Origin of the sequence: uncultured Bacteroides sp. (genome assembly GCF_937912035.1) — a bacterium.
GTDB lineage: Bacteria > Bacteroidota > Bacteroidia > Bacteroidales > Bacteroidaceae > Phocaeicola.
Map to the genome: position 1 here is coordinate 124,714 of NZ_CALDPF010000023.1, position 23,434 is coordinate 148,147.

General features: G+C 40.5%; 19 protein-coding genes and 1 pseudogene. 3 read left to right on the top strand and 17 right to left on the bottom strand.

Going from position 1 to position 23,434, the window contains the following annotated elements:
* Positions 1 to 31: 31 nt before the first annotated feature.
* The gene (gene ricT / locus Q0486_RS04240; RefSeq protein ID WP_299230540.1) at positions 32 to 1,486 is read left to right on the top strand and encodes a regulatory iron-sulfur-containing complex subunit RicT; all 1,455 of its coding nucleotides are present in this window, start codon (positions 32 to 34) and stop codon (positions 1,484 to 1,486) included.
* 78 nt (positions 1,487 to 1,564) lie between these two features.
* Complete coding sequence (locus Q0486_RS04245; RefSeq protein ID WP_299230542.1) at positions 1,565 to 2,044, top strand: gliding motility lipoprotein GldH; 480 nt, start codon at positions 1,565 to 1,567, stop codon at positions 2,042 to 2,044.
* Here the strand turns inward: Q0486_RS04245 and rodA are convergent.
* The 15 genes and pseudogenes from rodA to Q0486_RS04320 all read right to left on the bottom strand — a co-directional run bounded on the left by rodA (position 1,985) and on the right by Q0486_RS04320 (position 19,411).
* Positions 1,985 to 3,457: a rod shape-determining protein RodA gene (rodA, locus tag Q0486_RS04250; RefSeq protein ID WP_299230578.1), complete on the bottom strand. Its 1,473-nt coding sequence runs from the start codon at positions 3,455 to 3,457 to the stop codon at positions 1,985 to 1,987. The two genes, Q0486_RS04245 and rodA, sit on opposite strands and share 60 nt — an antisense overlap.
* Positions 3,438 to 5,288 carry a penicillin-binding protein 2 gene (gene mrdA, locus Q0486_RS04255; RefSeq protein WP_299230544.1) on the bottom strand — a complete coding sequence of 617 codons (1,851 nt, stop codon included), beginning with the start codon at positions 5,286 to 5,288 and terminating at the stop codon, positions 3,438 to 3,440. Before mrdA ends, rodA begins: the two co-directional genes overlap by 20 nt.
* Positions 5,288 to 5,791, bottom strand: coding sequence for a rod shape-determining protein MreD (locus tag Q0486_RS04260; RefSeq protein WP_299230546.1), 504 nt, complete (start codon positions 5,789 to 5,791; stop codon positions 5,288 to 5,290). Before Q0486_RS04260 ends, mrdA begins: the two co-directional genes overlap by 1 nt.
* Before the next feature lie 2 nt (positions 5,792 to 5,793).
* Complete coding sequence (gene mreC, locus Q0486_RS04265; protein WP_299230548.1) at positions 5,794 to 6,693, bottom strand: rod shape-determining protein MreC; 900 nt, start codon at positions 6,691 to 6,693, stop codon at positions 5,794 to 5,796.
* A gap of 48 nt (positions 6,694 to 6,741) precedes the next feature.
* Positions 6,742 to 7,764, bottom strand: coding sequence for a rod shape-determining protein (locus Q0486_RS04270; protein ID WP_299230550.1), 1,023 nt, complete (start codon positions 7,762 to 7,764; stop codon positions 6,742 to 6,744).
* A gap of 110 nt (positions 7,765 to 7,874) precedes the next feature.
* A pseudogene (locus Q0486_RS04275) lies at positions 7,875 to 8,459 on the bottom strand (IMP cyclohydrolase); the annotation flags it as partial.
* Between the two features lie 111 nt (positions 8,460 to 8,570).
* A complete protein-coding gene (locus tag Q0486_RS04280) occupies positions 8,571 to 9,092 on the bottom strand; it encodes a TlpA disulfide reductase family protein (protein ID WP_299230552.1) in 522 nt (173 codons plus the stop codon).
* Positions 9,093 to 9,370: 278 nt separating this feature from the next.
* A complete protein-coding gene (locus Q0486_RS04285) occupies positions 9,371 to 10,312 on the bottom strand; it encodes a DUF5106 domain-containing protein (RefSeq protein ID WP_299230553.1) in 942 nt (313 codons plus the stop codon).
* Positions 10,313 to 10,318: 6 nt separating this feature from the next.
* Positions 10,319 to 13,339: a hypothetical protein gene (locus Q0486_RS04290; protein WP_299230555.1), complete on the bottom strand. Its 3,021-nt coding sequence runs from the start codon at positions 13,337 to 13,339 to the stop codon at positions 10,319 to 10,321.
* A gap of 16 nt (positions 13,340 to 13,355) precedes the next feature.
* Complete coding sequence (locus Q0486_RS04295) at positions 13,356 to 14,357, bottom strand: hypothetical protein (RefSeq protein ID WP_299230557.1); 1,002 nt, start codon at positions 14,355 to 14,357, stop codon at positions 13,356 to 13,358.
* A gap of 79 nt (positions 14,358 to 14,436) precedes the next feature.
* The gene (locus Q0486_RS04300) at positions 14,437 to 15,342 is read right to left on the bottom strand and encodes a FimB/Mfa2 family fimbrial subunit (protein WP_299230558.1); all 906 of its coding nucleotides are present in this window, start codon (positions 15,340 to 15,342) and stop codon (positions 14,437 to 14,439) included.
* 98 nt (positions 15,343 to 15,440) lie between these two features.
* Positions 15,441 to 16,436 carry a hypothetical protein gene (locus Q0486_RS04305; protein ID WP_299230560.1) on the bottom strand — a complete coding sequence of 332 codons (996 nt, stop codon included), beginning with the start codon at positions 16,434 to 16,436 and terminating at the stop codon, positions 15,441 to 15,443.
* 53 nt (positions 16,437 to 16,489) lie between these two features.
* Positions 16,490 to 17,953, bottom strand: coding sequence for a DUF3868 domain-containing protein (locus tag Q0486_RS04310; protein WP_299230562.1), 1,464 nt, complete (start codon positions 17,951 to 17,953; stop codon positions 16,490 to 16,492).
* 13 nt (positions 17,954 to 17,966) lie between these two features.
* Positions 17,967 to 18,527 carry a DUF3575 domain-containing protein gene (locus Q0486_RS04315; RefSeq protein ID WP_299230564.1) on the bottom strand — a complete coding sequence of 187 codons (561 nt, stop codon included), beginning with the start codon at positions 18,525 to 18,527 and terminating at the stop codon, positions 17,967 to 17,969.
* A gap of 209 nt (positions 18,528 to 18,736) precedes the next feature.
* Positions 18,737 to 19,411 carry a helix-turn-helix domain-containing protein gene (locus tag Q0486_RS04320; RefSeq protein ID WP_299230566.1) on the bottom strand — a complete coding sequence of 225 codons (675 nt, stop codon included), beginning with the start codon at positions 19,409 to 19,411 and terminating at the stop codon, positions 18,737 to 18,739.
* A 413-nt stretch (positions 19,412 to 19,824) separates the two neighbouring features.
* On the opposite strand from Q0486_RS04320, the gene Q0486_RS04325 reads away from it, so the two are divergent.
* Positions 19,825 to 22,119, top strand: coding sequence for an inorganic phosphate transporter (locus tag Q0486_RS04325; protein ID WP_299230568.1), 2,295 nt, complete (start codon positions 19,825 to 19,827; stop codon positions 22,117 to 22,119).
* A gap of 80 nt (positions 22,120 to 22,199) precedes the next feature.
* On the opposite strand, the gene Q0486_RS04330 is transcribed toward Q0486_RS04325, so the two are convergent.
* Complete coding sequence (locus Q0486_RS04330; protein ID WP_299230570.1) at positions 22,200 to 23,153, bottom strand: transporter; 954 nt, start codon at positions 23,151 to 23,153, stop codon at positions 22,200 to 22,202.
* A 99-nt stretch (positions 23,154 to 23,252) separates the two neighbouring features.
* On the bottom strand, positions 23,253 to 23,434 hold a 182-nt coding region (locus tag Q0486_RS04335; protein ID WP_299230572.1), incomplete at its 5' end, for a fumarate hydratase C-terminal domain-containing protein.

The following is a 23,434-nucleotide window of genomic DNA, read 5'->3' on the forward strand; positions in this document are numbered from 1 at the left end:
ACTGGTTATAACCGGCACTAAATATATAAATATGGACAACGAATATAAACTGAAAAACGGTAGCGGTTGCCTTGCATGCAGTGGATGCGGAAGACAGGACAACAAGCTGAATACATACGACTGGATGGCCGACATTCCTGGGAATGCCGACGAACAGGACATGGTGGAGGTACAGTTCAAGAACACCAGAAAAGGATATTATAAGAACAGTAATCGTCTGCCACTGATGAAAGGCGATATAGTGGCTGTAGAAGCAAGTCCGGGACACGACATAGGTACAGTGACGCTGACCGGACGACTCGTTCCGCTACAGATGAAAAAGGCCAACATACGTCCTGACGCTGAAATCAAACGAGTTTATCGTAAGGCTAAACCTGTGGACATGGAAAAATACGAAGAGGCTAAGTCGCGCGAACACCAGACCATGATACGCTCACGCAAGATTGCGGAAGACCTGGGGCTCAAGATGAAAATCGGTGACGTGGAGTATCAGGGTGATGGCAACAAAGCAATATTCTATTATATTGCCGACGAACGTGTCGACTTCAGACAGCTTATCAAAGTTCTGGCAGAAGCCTTCAAGGTTCGTATAGAGATGAAGCAGATAGGTGCCCGTCAGGAAGCCGGAAGAATCGGAGGAATCGGCCCTTGCGGTAGAGAATTGTGCTGTGCTACATGGATGACAAGTTTTATATCAGTATCTACAAGCGCCGCAAGATATCAGGACATATCTTTGAACCCACAGAAACTGGCAGGACAGTGTGCAAAACTGAAATGTTGTCTCAACTATGAAGTAGATGCTTACGTGGAATGCCAGAAAAGACTGCCTAGCAGGGAAATTGAACTTGAAACAGCCGATGCCACTTACTATTATTTCAAGGCAGATATCCTTGGAGGTACAATAACCTACAGTACAGACAAGAGTTTCCTTGCCAACGAATGTACAATCAGCGCACGCAGGGCATTCGAGATTATCAATATGAACCGCCGCGGAGAAAAACCGGAAAAACTTGAAGGCAGCGAAACAGCAAAAGATGAACGTAAGCCAAAAGATCTGCTTGAGCAGGAAAGTCTGACAAGATTTGACAAAAGCAAAAACTCAAAAAACAAAAAGAAAAAGAATAAAGGTGGACAGCCTCAACAACAACCTAATGAGTCAGTACAACCTGTAGCTGAAAAGCCTGTTGCTGAAAAACCTCAGAACAAGCAGCCTAAGCCTCAGCCCAAACAACAGGAAAAGCAACAACCTCAACAACAGCAACAACAGCAGCAGAAAGAACAACAGAAAGAGAACAACGAACCGGTAAAACCAGCTGACAACAGACCGAAAAACCAGCGTAATAAAAATCGAGGTAATAACCCTAACAGGCGACAGCAGAACGTGAATCAACAAGGCGAACAAAAACAAGGTGAACAAAAGCCTAAACCGAACAATCAGCAGCGCCAACCGGAGGGAAAAGCCAATGTTGAAAATTTACCACAATAACTAATTATAGCAGGCAGAGGTAAACCTCTGCCTGTATGTCATTTATAACGAATTATATAAATATTCAATACAGAATATATGTCTGCCTTATCACATAAATATATAATCATTGCTATATGTGCTATATTAGCATCATGTTCCACAAATACAGTTTACCACCGTTATTATCCAATAGATAAAAATGGTTGGAAAAGAACAGACACTATATTCTTCACACTTAACGACAGTATTGGCATAGGAATTTACAACACAAGAATAGGAATAAGACATACCGTAAGCTATCCATACCGCGACTTATGGTTGTCTGTATCATTGCCTGATAAGGAAAAAAGCGACACAGTACATTTGTATCTGGCCAATGAACGAGGTAACTGGAACGGAAACGGTACAGCGAGCGGATACTATCAATACGAAGCAGACGGTCCTATATTCAACTACAGGGAGAGTTCAGACTCAGTCATAAAAATATGTCATATCATGCAAGGATTCACTCTGTCATCAATAACCGACATTGGAATTTCCATATCTCGCGGCATCAATCCTGAGGAAAACAAATAGTAGAATCGTAAATCCCCATAAAGACGAACCTCCATAGCTGAAAAACGGCAAAGGAATACCGATGACCGGTGTAAGTCCTAAAACCATTCCTACATTTATAAACAAATGGAAAAAGAAAATACTCATCACGCAGTAACCGTATACACGCGCAAATCTTGTCGGCTGACGTTCCGCAAGAGTTATAAGGCGTAAGATAAGCGAAAGATACAATATAAGAACTACTGATGAGCCAAGAAACCCCTGTTCCTCGCCCACTGTACAAAAAATAAAGTCTGTATCCTGTTCCGGAACATATTTAAGTTTCGTTTGAGTACCATTCAGAAAACCTTTACCCAACAATCCTCCGGAACCAATGGCAATCTTACTCTGATTAACATTGTAACCTGCTCCTGACGGATCGTCCTTCATACCCAACAACACTTCTATTCTGACTTTCTGATGAGGTTCAAGAACTTTGGAAAAGACATAATCTGTAGAAAACAGGAAAACAGCCGAACCTATAACAAAGAAAGATATATAGAGATAACTATAAATTCTTTCACGCAGAAAGTATACTATCATAGTGAGAAACAACACACCTATCATAACCAACAACATGTATACAATATTGAAAGGTATGACATAGAACGAGAATAATACACCAAGAACAATACCTGACACCCCTACTCCCAATATTGTTAAAGCAAGCCTCCTTCCTGTCTTGCAATAAACCCATATTAGTCCGGATGTCAGTATAATTATTAGAGAAAGTACGGCAAACTCTCCCCACGGAGTAACTTCGTCGGCCATAGGAACAATAGAAAACCTGATACCGACTATAAAGTATACTACGGCACAGACTCCTGCAAACAATATTGCACCAGGCATACCCTCACGGTATAACATCAGAAAGAATGAAAGATAGACCAATGCCGACCCTGTCTCTTTTTGCATTACAATCAGAAACATAGGAAGCAGTATTATGGCTAGAGTTGCCATAAGATGTTTCCTGTTCGACAATGAATAAGTATATTCGCCCATAAACTTGGCAAGAGCCAACGCCGTGCCGAACTTGGCAAATTCGGCCGGCTGTATACTTACAGGGCCAAGAACAATCCATGATTTAGATCCTTTAATCTCGTGTGGATTGAATATGGTGGCAAAGAGAAGAAACAGCAGGATGCCGAATATCAGAAAAGCGTATGTATCGAAAAAACGGTGATCAAGAGACAATATCACTGCAGCAAGTCCAAATGAGCAGGCTATCCACATAAGCTGTTTTCCGGAGCGTAAACCGAAATCCAGGAAATTTGGATCACCATAATCATAACTGGCTCCACAAATACTGAACCATCCGCAAACTACCAGCAACACATACAAAAGTATGGTCCACCAGTCAACATTCTTAAATATACTATCTTTCCTGTATGCCATAATTGATTCTTCGTTTCTGTATCTCATCAGCCTGTAACTGACTTTGAGGCGAAAGTTCGCCCTTAAGATATTTTTCCATCATAAGTTTACCTATAGGAACTCCATAAACAGCACCGAAACCTCCGTTCTCCACATATACAGCTATAGCTATCTTCGGATTGTTCATAGGAGCAAAACCCATAAATGCAGAGTGGTCTTTACCTTTATTCTGAGCAGTACCGGTTTTTCCGCAAACTTCTATATCAGGCAGGTTCGCACCTCTACAAGTTCCTCCCAATACAGCTGCACGCATACCCTGCACAACCTCGTCGTAATGCGAACGATCTACTTTTGTATAATGTTTTTCAGAATACTTTTTATCAAGCTCATCACCCTCTACTTCCTTAACTACATGAGGAGTTATGTAATATCCTCTGTTTGCAATCGTCGCGCCCAAGTTGGCTATCTGTAGAGGTGTGAGTGTAACCTCACCCTGTCCTATGGAAATACTTATAATAGTAAGTCCGTTCCATGAACCACGATAAGCCTTGTCATAGAATGCAGCATTAGGAATCATACCACGCATCTCGCCTGGCAAGTCTATACCCAAAGGATAGCCGAAACCCATAGAAACCATATAATCGCGCCATGTATTCATTGCATTCTGTACCGAACCATACTTACTGCGCGCACCTATCATATAATACAGTCCCCAACAGAAATATGCGTTACACGAAGTAGCCAAAGCAGGAATAACAGACAGCGGAGAGCCATGAGCATGACATCCTACGTGCAATCCTCTAAAATTAAAGCCGTGCGAACACGGATATTGCGTCTCTGTATTTATTATACCTTCCTGAAGAAAAGTAAGTGCCTGCGAAGTCTTGAACGTGGAACCGGGTGGGTACGTACCCATAATGGCACGGTTCAGTAACGGTTTCCACGGATCAACAGAAAGTTTCAGATGATTCTCTCCCCTATGTCTGCCCGCCATAAGATGAGGATTATATGATGGAGATGAAACCAGACACAAGACTTCTCCTGTTGAAGGTTCTATGGCAACTATACTTCCAATCTTCCCCTCCAACAGTCTCTCGCCAAGAGCCTGCAACTCTATATCAAGACTCAACTTCAGATTCTTTCCTGCTACAGGCGCCTTGTCGAAGCTACCGTTCATATAATTTCCCTGAATTCTTCCGTGAGCATCACGAAGAAGTATCTCCACTCCTTTCTCACCTCTTAACTGAGTCTCATACGAACGCTCTACCCCTAGCTTGCCAATAAAATCGCCTCGTTTGTAATATGGGTCATCTTCTATCTCACCTTTAGATACTTCGGCTATATCTCCAAGAATATGAGCTCCACAATCATATCCGTACTGTCTTACAGTTCTGGCCTGAATATAAAACCCGGGAAAATTGAAAAGCTTTTCACGAAATACGGCACAATCCTCCGAAGAAAGCTGTGTGAGCAAAACCTGATGAGTGTATCTTGAATATCCGGGATTAAGACGTCGGTTACGTATGTCATTAAAACGTTTAACAAGAAAGTCCTTGGTAACTCCAAGTGATGTAGCCAATTCCAGAGTATCAAATTTCTCAACTTCTTTCATGACTACAGTAATATCGTATGCCGGCTGATTGAATACAAGCAGACGCCCCTGACGGTCATAAATCAATCCGCGGGGAGGATATTTAATCCGTTGAAGAAGAGCATTACTGTCGGCATTACGTTTATAATCGTCACTCATTATCTGCAGGGTGAACAAACGTATGATAAAGACCAGAACAATAAGGATAATAACTCCTCCGAGAACATATTTTCTTTTTTCGAGCTGATAATCCCGTTTCACTATTTTTTCCTCCCAACAAATTCAATTATCATTATCAACACTACAGTAACAGCTGTATCTGCCAAAGTAGCAATGGCTATATCCGCAGCCTTGGATATTGAAAAAGCATCAACTATATTAAGTACGGCAGAATGCAACAATACTGAAGGCAAGACATATCTGAAATAAGGTGCCGTACGCATAGACTTTATTCCTGGCACAAAAGATTCTGCCGCATCGCGAGACGTCTGCCACCTGAGCAACTGAGGCCTGGCCATGGCCAGCCATAATGAAGCTGTAGCATTCAGCCCGGGAGTATTAGAAAAAATATCTACACACAATCCTAAAAGAAACGAATAAAACAATAAAGATTTTCTGCCGGTATCAGAAGGAAGCTTCAGAATAAACACTACATAAAGCAATGGTACAGCATATCTTGACACCTGTACCTGACTTATTATCACCCCTTGAATCAAAACAAGTATGACAAACCATTTTATCTTATTTACCCATGTAGAAGTCATATTCAGTATTTTATGTCTTTTTCCAGTTCTTTCAGTTCCTCGCGTGGAGGCAAAGCCATCACATACACATCATTCAGTCTTCCAAAATCAGTAAAGAGACGTATCTCCAATGTATACGACATTTCATCGTCGCTTTCGTCTTTCGACGCTACAGTACCTACAGGTATTCCTTCTATAAATACAGTACTGTGCCCACTTGTCACAACCGTATCCCCTATTTCATATTCCGCATGTCTTGGAACATCAGTCATAAAAGCAGTAAGAGGATCACCACCCTCCCATTTAAGGAATCCGAAATAGTCTGTACGTGCTATTTTGCAACTGATACTGCTTCCCGAATTAATCACTGGGAGCACCAAAGAATAATTTTCTGAAGTCCGGCACACTATACCTACCACTCCCATACCACTGATTACTCCCATACCTGTACGAACACCACTGGATTCACCCTTGTCAATAGCCAGATAATTATCCAGCCGTCTTACACTGATATTCACAACCCTTGCCGGACACACTACAAACGACCGGTCCATCATCGTTGGCGGATTCTTTATAACCACCACTGACGAATCAGTCCTTATAGTCTTTTGCATCCCCTGAATAACTATCAGGTTGTCATTGCTATGTTCTTTTTCACCAACTAGTCTTTTGTAATATTCAAGTTCCTGCATCAGTTGCACGTTGCGCTCCGTAAGGTCACGATTCATCTTTTCAAGTCCAAAGTAGCGTGTCACCTCCGCAGCAACCTTAGTAACAGAAGCCGTTACTTCGGATGCAGAGGTAAACCACACACTTCCCTGAAAGCTATTGAATCTGAACAGCAATATTGCAGCCAGCAGTTGGAGCAATATAAACAGAGTCCAGTGAGAATATTTGATTAAAAAGTCTAATATGTTACGCACTCAATAACTATTTAATCATTCATAAAAACGAAAAAGCAACACAGCAAATCAGCGCATCAGGAATGAGAAACGGTCAACATTCTTAAGCGCGATACCTGTACCCTTTGCAACACTGAGCAATGGGTCTTCCGCAACATGGAACTGAATATTTATTTTATCTGTCAAACGCTTAGACAAACCTCTGAGCAAAGCACCACCTCCGGCAAGATAAATACCATTAGTTACAATATCAGCATACAGTTCAGGAGGAGTATTTTCAAGCGCACTCAATATAGCTGTTTCAATCTTGGCAATACTCTTTTCAAGACAGTGAGCTATTTCCTGATAACATACAGGTACCTCCATAGGAAGCGCTGTAATACGGTTAGGACCACGAACGATATAATCCTCTGGAGCCTCATCACCAAGATCGGTAAGAGCCGCACCTACATGTATTTTGATACGCTCAGCCATACGTTCACTGACTTTTACGTTATGCTGGCGGCTCATATATTCCTGAATATCAGCAGTAAGATCGTCTCCTGCTATACGGATTGAGTTATTTGACACGATACCTCCCAAAGAAATCACGGCAATTTCTGTAGAACCACCACCTATGTCAACAATCATGTTACCTTCTGGAGCCTCAACATCCAGACCAATACCGATAGCTGCAGCCATAGGTTCGAAAAGCAGATACACATCGCGTCCACCGGCATGTTCAGCACTATCGCGCACGGCACGCAACTCGACTTCTGTAGAGCCAGAAGGCACACCGATAACCATTCTCAGAGAAGGAGTGAAAAGTCTTTTTCCAGGATTAACCTTCTTTATAAGTCCGCGCATCATCTGTTCGCAGGCATTAAAGTCGGCAATCACACCGTCGCGCAACGGACGCACGGTGCGTATATTAGGATTCTCCTTTTCGTACATAAGTTTTGCACGTTCACCCACTGCAATCATCTTCTCTGTACGTCTGTCTAGAGCCACCACCGAAGGTTCGTCAACTACAATTTTATTATTACTTATAATGATGGTATTGGCTGTGCCAAGGTCCATCGCTATTTCTTGTGTAAAAGAGAATAAACCCATCTTTTAGGTTGTTGTTTATTAATATGGCATAAGGATTAACACGTCATAAATACGACATGCTAACCCTTCTGCCATAAAATTAATATGATATATTATTTAGTATTTTCTGCAAAGTAAGCGTGTATTGCAGTATCATAATGTGAAGAAACTCCGAACGCTTCACGTGCAAGAGCCTTTCTTTCATCACGAGTAGTTACGGCTCCTCTTTCATTCAGGATATTCTGCAATGTAGGATACTGTTCCTTGCTTGCTACAATAACCACGTCGTTAAAGTTCTTGGCAGCCGCACGAATAAGTGAAATACCACCTATATCAATCTTTTCAATAATATCCTGTTCACTTGCGCCAGATGCAACTGTAGCTTCGAACGGATAAAGATCAACAATAACCAAATCTATTTCCGGTATTTCATACTGTTCAACCTGTTTACGGTCACCTTCCAGTTCTCTACGGCAAAGAATACCTCCAAAAATTTTCGGATGAAGAGTTTTCACTCTACCACCTAAAATAGACGGATAAGTAGTAATATCTTCTACCGCCAAACATGGATAACCTAATGATTCAATAAACTGACGTGTTCCACCTGTACTTAGAAACTGTACACCTTCTTCATGCAGTTTGGCAATTATTGCGTCCAAACCGTCTTTGTGATAAACCGAAATAAGAGCGGTTTTAATTTTCTTTGACTCTGACATTGCTATGGTATTTTATAATTCGTCTGCAAACTTACACAAAAAATCTTGATTTATAAACGTATTGATTAAAATAAAGACTTTAAAGTATGTATAATATTGATAAATGTCATATCATTCATTAATAAGACTATTGATTTCATATTTCAGTACATCCGCCGTCGGCATATCCACATCTGAGTGAATATATCTCACCACCATTTCCCTGTCTGAAATATAAATTTTCGGGATACCAAATGTGGAGAACATTTCATATACAGTTCTGTCTTCTTGAGCTGAATATGGAATCGTAATATCATTCTCTTCCCAGTATTCAGACACATCAACATCATTTTCCTCTCTGCTGATAGCAAAAATCATCACCCTGTCGTCATCCGAATATTCCTCATATACATTCTGTAAAACCGGAAGTTCAGCCTGACAGTCCGGACACAGCGTATGAAAGAAAGTAATCACCGACACCTTTCCCTTAACATCCTCAGTAGAGATTACATTACCGTCATTCATCTCCACCGCGAAATCAGGAAGTACATCTCCTGTTTTCACTTTATCCTCTCCCGAATCCGGCACATTATCCTTAATGCACGAAGCCAGAAAAGAAAGTACAAGAACTAATATAAAATTCGGATATTTCATACATCATTCACATTCAATAATCCATTTTTATATACCCCTTATCTCATTGCTGAAATTCACGCCTATCTTTATCACTTCCCTACTATCTGAAACTATATACAATTCTCACTAATTTCTTCAAAATTCTGGATTCCTATAGGGTAAAGCATGCTCATAACACTCAATACTTAGTATGGTTTGGGAAAACTTGTCTGTTTTGCAAATATAACTAAATGAAAGAGCAGAGACAAACTAAAAGCGAAGTTTTTAAAGTTTGTCTCTGCACAGTTATATACTATTTATGAAAATATTGCACTACGCACCTCTCCGTACATAGCATCCTTCAGTATCACCTTTTTATGTCCGTCCAACAAATAGATAGACGGCATAGCTTTAAGGTCATAAAGAGCCTTTTCTTTTACCACCATATTGTCGTGTACTATTATCCAACCTTCCGGCATATCACGGAGTGACTTTTTCCAAACATCCACATCACCTTCCGTATATACAGCCAGCACTGTAACTTTTTCCTCTGACACAGCATTTTTCAGTTCTTCATCCATAATCATCTGCTTCATGATTTCATGACACGAAGGACATTCCGGATCATAGAATACCAGCAGCAACTTGTCATCGTTTACCTTCGTACGCAACAGGGAATTTTTCTTCCCGTCTGGCAGAACATAATCAAAATCCATAGCCACTGTTCCCGGAGTGTTGCGCCTTATTAAGTCAAGTTTGAATTTCAGTGTACTCTTTCTTGCATCATCCAGCATTTTGCTATTGAGCATACGTTCCAGATACAAAATATATAACTCTTCATTATAATAAGGCGAATTTGGGTTATACAGATAGTTGTCCACCATCTGCATACACACCTTACGGGCATGCTCATGCTTCTCCATAGCATAGCAGAATTTATCTATACATATTTTCATCTGACTGGATGCAACATTCTCTCTATTCCGAAACAACAATCCGATAAAATCAGCAAATCCCTGTTCCGTAATTGCACGGTTATTCACCAATGCCGTATCTGAAAAGTTGAACTTGTCCCAATAATGCTCCACCAAATAGGTGCTGCGTGCTATCGGGTCTGTAACCATAGCCGGAATTTCAGGATATGGGAAACCGCCTGACTTCACATGAGTTTCCGTTCTCGAATTTTGACGAGATCCCCCTGTTCCGCAGGCTTCAACCAGCAGGAATAGGGGGATCAAAATATACGATAATCTTTTCATCTTATTTTACTGAACATCACGAACACAACGGACAAAACCTATTTCACCATTACTATTTTGTAACACAAAAGCCTTTGACTGTGCGTTATAATGGAATCCGTCTCGGTCTGTTGAATATCCATTCTTACCATCCATGGAGAAGGCTGTCTGGCATTGGTAGATGGCCTTTTGACTTACACTACCAATCATTCCATCCGAATATGTTTTCCAAACATTTTCTGGTAATCTTGAAGACATTATAAGCAATTCCCGTTGGTTTGGAATTCTATAGCCCGAAGGACATACATCATGTGTCTGATAATATTGCCATGCATATGCATTCACCCAATGCCAAATGCCGAAACCATCATACCTTATATTCGCTCCAGTAGGTCTATCTTGGTTATATACCTGGAACTTCACATAAGGTCTGTTATCAGCATCACGTTCATTATGCTCAGGAAGTTGTACTATCTCATAATTTGTACGGCGTGACTTCACACTCATATTCGACATATCCACCATGTATGTTCCATCACTTTGTGGTTCATATGAAACAAGATCTGAAGGTATTTCTTCAGGATTATCCAATGACAAGCCGAGATTTCTAATGCAACGGTAAGCAAAGCGACCTCCCATATGTCCATTTGAGCCATTAAAAGAGCCCAATCCGGCACCTTCTTCAGCCCATAGTACCCATGGATTTTTATCATAACCATTATAAGAACTTGATGTATAATGCCAACGTACGTGGTCATTTACCATATCATCGTTACTTCCACCACGGTCTGCTTCATCTCGAGGATATAATCTTGACGCATCATCCAAGGCATACTCACCAAGATAAATATCCACAAGTTGATCCACAGCAGCCAGATACCATCTTACTTCATTCTTATCAATATTGTTATCTCCATTCAAATCCCTATTTCTCATCATGCAGGCATAGGCAGCATTATTGTAATCCCCATTCAAGGCATAACGGTCGGATACACTTATCACTTCGTTCCACTTTTTATTCTCAGCCCATTTTAGCATATTGACACGTCCGTTTCTACGATCTTCTCCTTGGCTTACATCTCCTGGGGCAAGTCGTTTGGTCTCCATTACTGATTCCAATCCCCAAGCAGTAGTCAGACTTTCCTTATCAGTATTGAAAATCGTTCTGATGGCTTTTTGCTTGAAAGTAATCAGCGAGTTAACAACACTTGAATTTCCGTCGGGACTATACTTTGAACCGGCTGCAATAATATGCAACATTCTGTCTTCCTTATCAACACTGGATTTCCACAAAGATCTGTTTTGCTCTCCCGGCTGACCTGTCAGAGGATTATCAAAATAAAGGTTTTCATCAACGAACACAGTTATAGCAACATTTCCGTCAGTTTCAAAGATTGTTGAAGACGGATTCTTTTTTTCCGTTTTCAATCTCTCAATAAGTTGCTGTATATCCAGCAGTCTGGCATTTTCATAATCAGGATAAGATGGAGAAGGTTCGTCATTACCAGCTCCTCTCTTGTTCGGGTTGTTATAATTCTGGTCACCCGGGAATTTCACATATCTATTAGCTGCAATACCATAATCCTTATTGATGGCAAACTTCACCCACTTGTAATCCTCAAGTCCTGAGAAATTATTATCATTCTGATATATTCCAGAACTGAAAGGGGTCCTTATTCCCCAAGTCATTTTATCATCAATCTGAGATTTATTTATGTTTATCAGTATTCTGTCATAATGTGAGTCCAATTCATACACGCTGGCATTGCTGTAAACCACATCACCCTCATGTCCCGGACGTAACTCATCATCATTTCCACTGTTATTTTCCACCTCCACAATAATATCCTTTATTCCCTTCACCTTCACGTTATAAATGTAAAACACGTTACGTTCAGTATTATAATCGTTCACCCCTGTAACAGCCCCCAAATGCACGATATACTTCACGTCTGCATTCACGTTTCTACCGTCAGCATCTTTATATGTGAGGACTCCTGTCATTTCCACATACGTACTGTTCTCGTTGGCATAGGTAAACGCCCCATTTTCATATTCCTGTCCAGGCTTGCCTGTTCCAGAAACAAGATTGTGGTCCGATTCGTCACGGAGTGCGTATTCCGTAGTATTTTCCGGTTTTCCTTGTAATTCTGCCGACGTAATCTCTTTTTTATATTTTTTTTTGTTTTCCGGCATATAGAATACAAAACTACCACCGTTGTAAAGACCGGCTTCAGACCTTGTCACCTCTTCAAAGTTTATCAGAGGAGTCTCGAAATAGTCTCCATCCGCATCAAAATTTCCATCAGCATTAGCTATTGAATGAGGCAACACGTACGACTGAGAAGGCACCTTCTTCACAATCCATTCTTTAGGCTGGAAAGAGAAATTCTTCCAAGCTGGATTACTTGGTTCTGTCGTAACATTGAATTTAACCTTTGCGTCTGTTCTTTTCAACTTTACGGAACAGTCTATAGTAGAAGTACCGCTTTCACTTCCTGTAATATTGATACTTTCACTTCCTTTACTGTCAACAGCTGTTCCTGTCAACATGAACATACCACCACGATATACGGTGTTAGTATTCATCTTCATCACGAAAGCTTCCAGTTCATCCAGTGTTTTGATAGCATTCATCTGATCCGGTGTTACACTATAAGCTGTAGCAACCGTACCAGTAGTCAAATTGGCAATACCTACAATCTTTACGTTGGCTATTGTCCTTGTATCAAAAGATACTGAACCGCTAGACGATGACGTTCCGTTATTCACAATGAGACCACTTCCTTCTTCAAAGAAGCGCTGAAAATAAACTGTTCCGTCCGATTTGAAAATAAACACGTACAGATTGCTTACGCGATACTCATATTGTGACTCCTGCTCCGCACGGGAAATAACGGTATTGTGCGGTACATCATATTTCAATGTCACACGTGTAGGCACACCTTCCTCAAATTCCATTCCTCTCATATCAAACTCATCCTTGACACAAGAGAAAAGTAGGAAAGTAAACATACATAATCCGATATAGCTTAAAATCTTCTTCATAATTCGGCATTCTTATTTAGTTAAAAGGAGGGATTTCCACAGTCTTGGATTCCCAATCAGTGACTTCAAAGTTCAATATTACCTGTGCCTCCTTAGTTATGGTAGCATTTATATTCAACTGAGTGTTTCTGGCTATAGAGTTGATACCCTGTCCGTTCTTTACAAATACCTGCAAAGGATAACTGCCGCCGGCTGTAGTAAAACCTATTCTGTAAGGGTTATCCGTACCGGACTGGTACGCAAATGTAGGATAAGCATAGAAAACAAATTCTTCAGCAGTACCTGTTTTAATCAACCGGTCTTTTACTGCAAATGTTGCACCTGCATATTTCGCGTCATTCGGAACATCCAAATCCTGATCATTGAATATATACACACGGTCTGAAAAGAAGTTCCCGAAATTGACCTGCTTCAAGGTAATATCCGTACCCACCATATTCGACACGCTTACTTTTATTTTTACAGCAGCCCTTACCACAGGTATAGTGATAGGATCCATTCCTTTCTTTACATCGACTGAAGCCTTTCCGGAAATCGGCAATGCAACAATCTCATTTTTAGAATCCGTTGCCTGACCATTCGCCTGTTTAGGAAGATACGTTCTTTGTTCATCCACAAACTCCAGTTTATGTGAATTCGGATCTGCCGAAGCCCACATCTGTGAAATCTTTTCTGTAGTGAATTCTATTCCGTAATTCTCTTCATTAGCAATTACATAGAATCTTGTCTTTCCTTCAGGAATATCATAAAGGCGGAATGTCTTTTCAAGCAAAGGATCAGTATCTGCAGAGAAATCATATACTTCATTATAGATGATTTTCCCCTGTCCTTCTTCTCCCTGTACGGCAAACACCCTAAGTTTCTGAATGCCTTCTACATTTGTTGCATTTGGATCTGCTGCACGCGAATCGCTCACTCGCAACACCACTTCTGTAGTTCCGGGTACCGAATCATTCTGCTTACAGCTACCGAACCCCAACAGGCAACAAAACAAACATACATTAATCAATCTGTTCATAACATTATATCTTATGATTGCTCTTTCATACATAACTAGAAAAGCAATTATTGAAATTTCAAATCCAAAACAACCTTCGTCAAAACTCAGGTTCTACATCTGTTATATACCATTCCGGTACAACTACTTCAACGCTCACAGGAGTGAACTTTATTTCTATAGGTAGTAAAGCTTCCTGTTTTGTAACGTCTATCTCAGGATGCTGAGCCAGATAATCCGAAAGGTTAAGAGCCAGGACCTCGTTACCCTGCGGAGAAACTACTTTCAGCACATGATTACAATAGTCGTCCATACGGAACAGTGCCAAATCACGGGAAACATATTTCCCAGTTTTCTCGTCATATTCCATTACAGGCTGACAAATACCTGTTGCGTCTTCCACAACCTTGTTTCTAAAATCCGTTTTACCGTTTGAGCTGTCAAAAAACACCTGATAATTACCTCCGGCACGGCTGTTTACACCTGCTTCAGGCTGCAATCCGCTCATTTCTATAGACACATTGATATGTGAACTTTTCAATTCCAGCGGACTTTGTAACAGTTCATGAGAAGCCATAGTTACCTCAATGTATCCAAGATAATTGTGGTCATGTCCGTCCACACGACCGGTCTTCTCCAAATCCGGATGCATTATATAGGAATTGCTCCAATCCCCGTTTTGTGCAAGCTGCACTTCAGTCATATCGTATGCGTTGCCCACTGCAACAATTATATATTTTCCAGGGTCAAGTCTAAATAACGGTATAGTATTATCCTCGCCCAAATCGTCCTGTTTGTAAGAGTTTTGTTTGACCAACTTATTCTCCTGATCGAACACATACAGGTCTATTTTGTCAATAGACTCGGCAAGAATGTCCGTGTCACCATCTCCCTTGTACAAAAGTGAGAGGGAAAGATTGTAACAATCATCAAGATTCTCCCTTATACATCCGGCAGCCAGGACGGAAACTGCCAATGCCAATAATATTCGTGCTATATTCTTCATGATAAGCTTCTATAAAAATAAACTGTATGCTTAGGTGACATTTTTTTTAAAAGGTGGGGTGTCACACCCCACCTGAATATTTACAAGTATTACAAACTTTAGAATTCTACTGTTGTATCTACCATTGTCCACTGCTGAACTGCTACTGTAACTTCTACTGCAACTGTTGTGTTACCACTTTCGTCACCTGTATAATCATCATCAGCTATTGTTACATCTGTAATTCTGTAAACCTTGCCTGCTTCGAAAGCAGTAAGAGGTGTTCCGTTTGCTTTGTATGCTTTTACTACAGCATAACGTCTTGCGTCAGAAAGTTTACCATCCTTTGTCGTACCGGTAAATACCATCTTAAGTACTGGCATTGCTGTTGAAGGGAAGAAGTTGAATGCTGCAACATTATCGTCAGTAGGGAAAGAAGGCACAGTAAGGAAGTCTCCTGTAAAGGTTGCCTTGTTCAAGTCTTCTGTTGCACCAGCAAAATCTACATCCGCAGGTGTATTAGGAGTTGTTGCTGCAGCGTCAAAATAGAGACCTTCTATCTGCAATTTGCTATACACACACTCTTTGCCTTCATCATGACCTTTATGCTTGATACCTGAAACTTCTATACGACCAACAGGAATCTGTGCTGTTACTGTTGTGATATACTTATCATAAGTTTTACCTTCATTTGTTGTAGTACCATCAAATTTGAATTCTGTTGAACTACCATAAGCTTGCATATTTGCCGGAGTAAGAGCTTTCAAATCATCAAGATTTTCATAAGATGCAACACCTCCATTGATTCTTACTTCTACTTTTGTAGGATTTACCACATCATAGAAAGTGTACTTTCCACCTTGAGGAACCTTAACCCATTCTGTACCTCCGGCATCAGCTGTCAGTTTCACTTCAACATTACCTTCATCTCCATAAGTCAAGTCTATCTGAGTTCCATCTTGAGTTCCTGGGACAAGAGCTCTTGATGCCGGAGCAGCAATATTCACTGTAAGAGCAGCTACACCATTGATAGCACCTTCATTTTCTTCCTTGCTACAAGAGGTCATCATCATCAGACCTGCAGCAGCCAACATGAAATAATTTTTAATCTTCATAATCTTGTTTTTTTAAGTTAAACATTAATTGTCTATTTAATAAATCCTATTTTTTATTCAGCCATATATTCCACATACTTTTCCAGTAACTTACTGTTCTGCACTGCATCAGTATTACCCTTTTCCACAGCTGTGCGGAAAGCTTCGCGGGCCTTGTCAGCCTTACCAAGTTTCATATATGCCACTCCCAACATATTCTGCAAGGCACCGTCTGCAGGAGCTTTTTCAAGAAGCGAAACAGCTTCTTCTGTCCTTCCGACTTCCATCAAAGCTAAGGCAGCATTATTTACGGCAGTCACATCATTAGGATAAGCTTTTGCACCACGCAACAGGCAGTCTATATATTCAGGAGTACCTTTTCCGTAACTGTCAGCCACCTTCTGTATTTCACTCACGCTCATTAAGTCCGGACGGGTCTTTATCATCTGCTTGCCCTCTTCCAGGTCGAAATGGCGAACATTGTACTCTATACGATACTCGTTTCGACGTATTGGACCATACATCTCGTTCAATACTCTCTGATATATTTCAGGAGGCACAAGAGCCTTTATCTTTTCTTCACACGCATCCTTGTCTTCACCGCAATTGTCTATTATATCCAGTACATCGTCTATTCTCAACAAATTAGGATGTGCCTCTACCTGACGGCGCAACTCTGCCCAGTCTTCACCTTTCCAGTCAACATGATATAGAGAAGGGTCTATGCCTTCCATATCTTTCTTTACGTATTCAGTAAAGGCTTTGGCACGACGCTCTGAAAGGCGCATATTGTAGTCCATGGTTCCTTCAGGTGAAGCATAACCTGTCACATAAATACCAGTGATACTCAGGTCATTGTTCTCTTTCACCAGATTCAAAGATTCACGCACCTTGTCAAGTTCTTCCTTGTTGTTTTTGTATGTAGGACGAATATTATGACTGTCCTGACGGAACTGAAGTCTGGCAGCGCGTGTTTCGGAACGGCGTTTCACTATTTCTTCTTTTGGAGAAATGAAAGGCATAGCGTACGAAGGATTCATCGGAGGAAGTATATCGCCGGTATATGCAGTCTCGCTTCCTTCTCCACACTGCGCACAACCGCTTACATCGGCTCTCAGAACCAATTCACTACCTATCATCCAGCGCTTAAACGGAACAGAAGCCTCGTAGCTTACAGTCTGGTCGCTTCCATTCTTGCGACGTACTGTTGCCTGTGCCTCCGGATAAAGCTTAATGTTTTCCAAAGCCTCACGGCGGATATCGGCCTTATGACGTATCTTTCCCTCTATTACCACCGAAGGTAGTTTCTGCTCTTGCGTACCGTCGGCTGAAACTATATATGGGTCTATCACCATTACATGCTGGTTCTTCATATCCAGAGCGTCAAGGTTAAGATCCATACCTACACGGACCATTCTCGCATCAGTCTTTTCCACCTTGCGGTTCTCTACGGCTATCTCGCTGAGATATGATGTCTGGGAGAACAACGGTGTACCCAGTGTAAGGAATAATGCTACAGATATTATATATTTCTTCATAGTTCTGTTCCTCCTATTTTATAATATAGATGAGTGATATGGAAGCCTTGGTAAGACCGAAATAGTCCTTCTTGCCGTCTTTTATCCACTCTCCGCAATGCGGACAGTCATATTTGTCATAATTGGCACGTATCCATCCTGCTCCGATTTCAAGTCCCAGATTCCAACGCTTGCCCAAAATGAACTGATAGCCATAACCAAGACCGGCCCCGTACATTTCACCTTCGTAACGATGATTCTTGAAAGAAGGGTATATTCCTAAATCCATGTTTCCGGCGTTAAAGACACCACCAAGAGCATGAAGAGCAAGGAAATGACCATTGAACGCCTCGCAGAACCAATAGCGTGCCTCAGGCTGAACAAGCCAATGCTTGATTTTCTTGTCATTCTTAAATGAAAAAGGATTATAATTGCCGGACACATCTATTGTCCACTTGGGCGCTACCCGAAACTCAAACCCAAGATTAAGTGTAGTAGTCACATCGTACAGAAGATTTGTCTTTACCGCTACTTTCTGTGCGGACATTGACAAGCTCCCAAGGACTAACGCCAGTAACAGAAACAATTTTTTCATATATACTTCACTCTTTTAATGTTTACGTAAAAGATTGATCTAAGATTTTGTTGAACAAAACTAGGCAAACAATCAGAAATATGTAACCTGACTAATGTCTCCTTTTGTCAGACAATGCAGTCTCATTTAATATCATTCAGTATCATTTTGTCACAGCTAACTAAATATCAGTAATTTAGATTTTGCAACAACGGACAATTTAATACTCTTCATTTCCTGGAATTATTTCTATATGTATTAGGACTTATGCCGTATTTTTCCTTGAAAAGCCTGTAATATGTGGCTGAATTAGGGAATGCACTGCGAACTGCAATTTCCTTTACGGACATATTTTCATTAGAAACAAGAAGTCCTGTTGAATATTCAAGACGAAGATTACTGAGATATGTAGATATATTACCTCCCCCATATTCTTTTATTATTGCCGCAAATCTGTTTTTGTCAACTCCCATTATACGGGAATAATCATCGCGACCATAATTATAATTGAGATAAAGTTTTTTAGAATGGACCTGTTTGTCAAAACGACGGAAGAGTTCCTCATCATCACTGCATACAGATGAAATTTTATCATTTTCAACAGTCGGAGAAATATCTTCATGTATTTTCGTATTGACAGGAACATCATCTGACTTTCCATGATTTGGAAATTTGAGATCATTTAGTTTTAATATTGTCTGGACTAAATACCGGTTCTTCATCTTAATCTGGCGATACTGCCAGATTATAACAAATACACAGACTATTATAAGACAAATAAGAAGCGCTAAAAGCAAATACGACAATGTCTGTAACGTTAATCCATACGAAAGTATATCAGCAGAAGAAGGATATACCCTTACAATAGGAACTGTAATGAATGAAAAAAAGCAATCTCGTTTCATACCTCCATTTTTAAACACTATTTAACAAAATGAGACTTCCAGAGATTTTTTTTTAAAGGAAACAGTAGTGTTAATTATTTTTACATTTAATGCTTCTAGAAGCCCCCAGTTGGGGGGTAATTGAATATATACATGTTTTACCCCCCCCCGTTAACATTCTGTAACATTTGTTATTTTATTAACATTCTATCCAGTTTCTATTAATGGAGGTTGTAACAAATATATTTATTTCGAAGAAAAAAAACAAAAGCGCAAAAGGTATTTTCACATTTATTATCAGATATTTCTTTCGTATATTCATTGATATAATTTTTTCTTATTTTCATCGTTTTAAAACACTTTTGTAACATGTTTGTAATATCTATTTCCGACATTTGCACCCGAAAAATCAAAGCTTAATTATTTTTTATTTTATGGAAACTATTTATTTAGGGATTGTAATATTCCTGTTTATGCTGGCAATATTCGACCTGATGGTCGGGGTCAGTAACGATGCCGTGAATTTTATGAACTCCGCAGTAGGAGCCAAAGTAGCAAAATTCAAGACTATCATTATCGTAGCTGCAATAGGTGTATTTGCAGGAGCTGTGTTAAGTAATGGTATGATGGATATAGCCCGCCATGGTATATTCCAGCCAAACAATTTCACATTCTACGAGATAATGTGTATCCTTCTTGCCGTAATGGTCACCGATGTCGTGCTACTGGATGTTTTCAATACCCTGGGACTTCCAACATCTACTACAGTTTCAATGGTATTCGAGCTATTGGGAGGTACATTCATCCTGGCAATCTTAAAACTAATTTCCGATGAAACAGGTCTTACACTGGGAGACTTACTCAACACAGAAAAAGCATTGTCTGTGATACTTGGTATATTCCTTTCGGTAGCAATCGCTTTCATAGCCGGTACAATAGTACAATATATATCTCGTCTTATCTTTAGCTTTAACTATAAAAAGAATCTTTCCTGGACTATAGGTATCTTCGGTGGTATAGCCGTAACTTCACTTTCATATTTTATACTTATCAAAGGTCTGAAATCAGCGCCTTTCATAACACCTGAAGTAATGGCATGGATAGATGCAAACACTGCCGTACTGGTAATAGGATGTTTTGTATTCTTCACCGTATTCATGCAGATTCTTCACTGGTGCAAAATCAATGTATTGAAAATAATAGTTCTCCTTGGTACTTTCTCATTGGCTCTGGCATTTGCAGGTAACGACCTTGTAAACTTTATCGGAGTACCTTTGGCAGGATATTCAGCATACACAGATTTTGTGGCAAACTCAAATGGTGCAGGTGTAGATGGTTTCATGATGGAATCACTTATGTCATCAGCAAAGACTCCTATTATATTCCTTATAGCATCAGGAGTGATAATGGTATATGCTTTGGCTACATCTAAGAAAGCACAGAACGTAATCAAGACTTCGGTTGACCTTGCGCGTCAGGAAGAAGGTGACGAGATGTTCGGTTCATCAGGTCTTGCCCGCACAATCGTACGTCGCGCAACAAGCATAAACGAATTCCTCGTAAGAGTAATTCCTGCTAACGTAAGAAACTGGATCAACAGCCGATTCAACAAAGATGAAGTTATCCTTGAAAACGGTGCGGCATTCGACCTTATCCGTGCAGCAGTTAACCTAGTCCTTTCAGGATTGCTTATCATCATCGGTACAACAATGAAACTTCCTCTTTCTACCACATACGTTACATTTATCGTGGCTATGGGTACATCATTGTCCGACCGCGCATGGGGACGCGAAAGTGCCGTTTACCGTATCACAGGTATGCTTTCAGTAATTGGCGGATGGTTTATCACTGCATTCGTTGCCTTTACAGCATGTGCCCTTGTAACTGTAATAATGTTCTACACCAACATAGTAGGTATGGTTGCATTCATCGCTTTGGCTGTATTCCTCCTTGTACGCAGCAACATTATGTACAGCAAGAAAGAAAAAGCTGAAAAGCAGGACGACCTGTTCAAGCGTATGATGGCAAGTAAAGACAAGAACGAAACACTTGCGTTGCTCCGCGAACATGTACAGGAAACTCTTACACACTACATCGATTTCAGTAAGGATGCATACATTAAGATGACAGACGGTTTCATAAACGAAGATTTGAAGAAACTGAAGAAATCGCTTAACGAGACTGACGAACAGCGTAAGCTCCTGAAGAAACGCCGTCGTAAAGAAATACTTGGTTTAAGACGTATTCCTATCACTATAGCAATAGAAAAGAATACATGGTTCCACCTTGGAACAAACAGCTGCGAAGAAATGCTATACTGCTTGAAGCGTATCTGTGAACCATGTAAGGAACATGTTGACAACAACTTCAACCCTGTTCCTAAAGATGATGTCGCAGAGTTCTTGCCTATCAGAGAAGAATTGTGTGAGTTGATGGATCGTACACGCAACGCCATTATAACAAACAATTATTCAGAAGCAGATGATATCCTGAAAAAAGGTGATGATCTTAAAAACAAGATCTCAGCTCTTCGCAAGCACCAGATGAACCACATGCAGGAAGCTGACAACAGAAGCCTTAAAGCATCAATGGTATATCTGAACATATTGCAGGAAACACAGGAATTGGTTAGTGTATGGAGACACTTGCTGCGTGCCAGCCGATTCTTCCAGGGAGACTATGTTCCACAGGAGATACCGCAAATGGGTATTATGGACAGTAAGGCATAAAAGTATTAGAGTATTAGCTGATAAACACACAATTATAGTAAACGGCTGCATCAGATTTAATTCCGGTGCAGCCGTTGTTTTTATTTTTCCTCTTCCTTACGTTTAAGGTAAAGCTGATAAGAATTGAATACATTATGCCATACGCTGTAGAAACCGGCAGCGACGGCAGTAACAGGAGTAAAGAAAGTGTATCCCATCCAAATGGCCAAAACAGTATTTTTCTGTCCCAATGCCTGCCCGGCACTAATCGTATCGTCATATTTGCGGCCTACTCTTTTCCCTATATAGAATTGAAGGAAACAGGCTATACAAGAAATAAAAGCCAAACCTACCTGATACCATATAGACACATCACTATGGACTATACTCTTCACAGTTACGGCAATGGCAAGAGTCAGCGCCACAGCCCATAGATAGAACGATAATCCGTGATACTTTCCTATAAACGCATGAAGTTTAGGCGAAAGATAACGCAAAAGGACTGCAAGAATAAACGGACACAGCAACAGAGGAAATACCTTTCCAAGAATCATCAGGAATGAAGAAAGGAACCCTACCCCTTCCTGCGGATGTATGACGGGAACCACCAGCGGAACAAGAAAAGCTGTCACGAGGTTTATCAGAATTGTATATGAAGTAAGATGTGCAGCACTGCCTCCCAGTTTTCCGGTCACTACTGCTGCAGCCGTAGCCGTAGGACAGATAAGACACAACATAGCTCCCTCAATCAATATTCTGGAATGCATATCAGGAAATATATACAAAATCCCGGCCAGGAGAATGAACGAAAGGCTTTGTATGAGAAGCAACACGGCATGCCACCTGCAAGGCTTGAGCTCACTCACATCAACCTTACAGAATGTGAGAAAAAGCATCAGAAAAATCAGCAAAGGCTGCAATACAGCCACAGCATGTTCCACAAACGGTTTTGTCGGCTCCAGGAAAGGTATGTTCACATATACAAAATAAAGTATTACCCCCATCGCCATAGCTATAGGCAAAGTCCAGTTCTTAATAAATCGAATGATATTCATAATCAGGTGTAAAAAACACGGATTACACCGGAAAGACATCCGGCATAACCCGTGTTATATTATTTATTGAAAATCTATTTTCTGCGGGCAGTTATCCCATTATTTGCAGTTTCCTGCGCAACGAGGCTTAATCTGCTTGAAGAAATCGTTTCCTTTGTTATCAACTAAGATAAATGCAGGGAAATCTTCAACTTCAATCTTCCAGATAGCTTCCATACCAAGTTCAGGATATTCCACACACTCGATGCTCTTGATGTTGTTCTGAGCAAGGATAGCTGCAG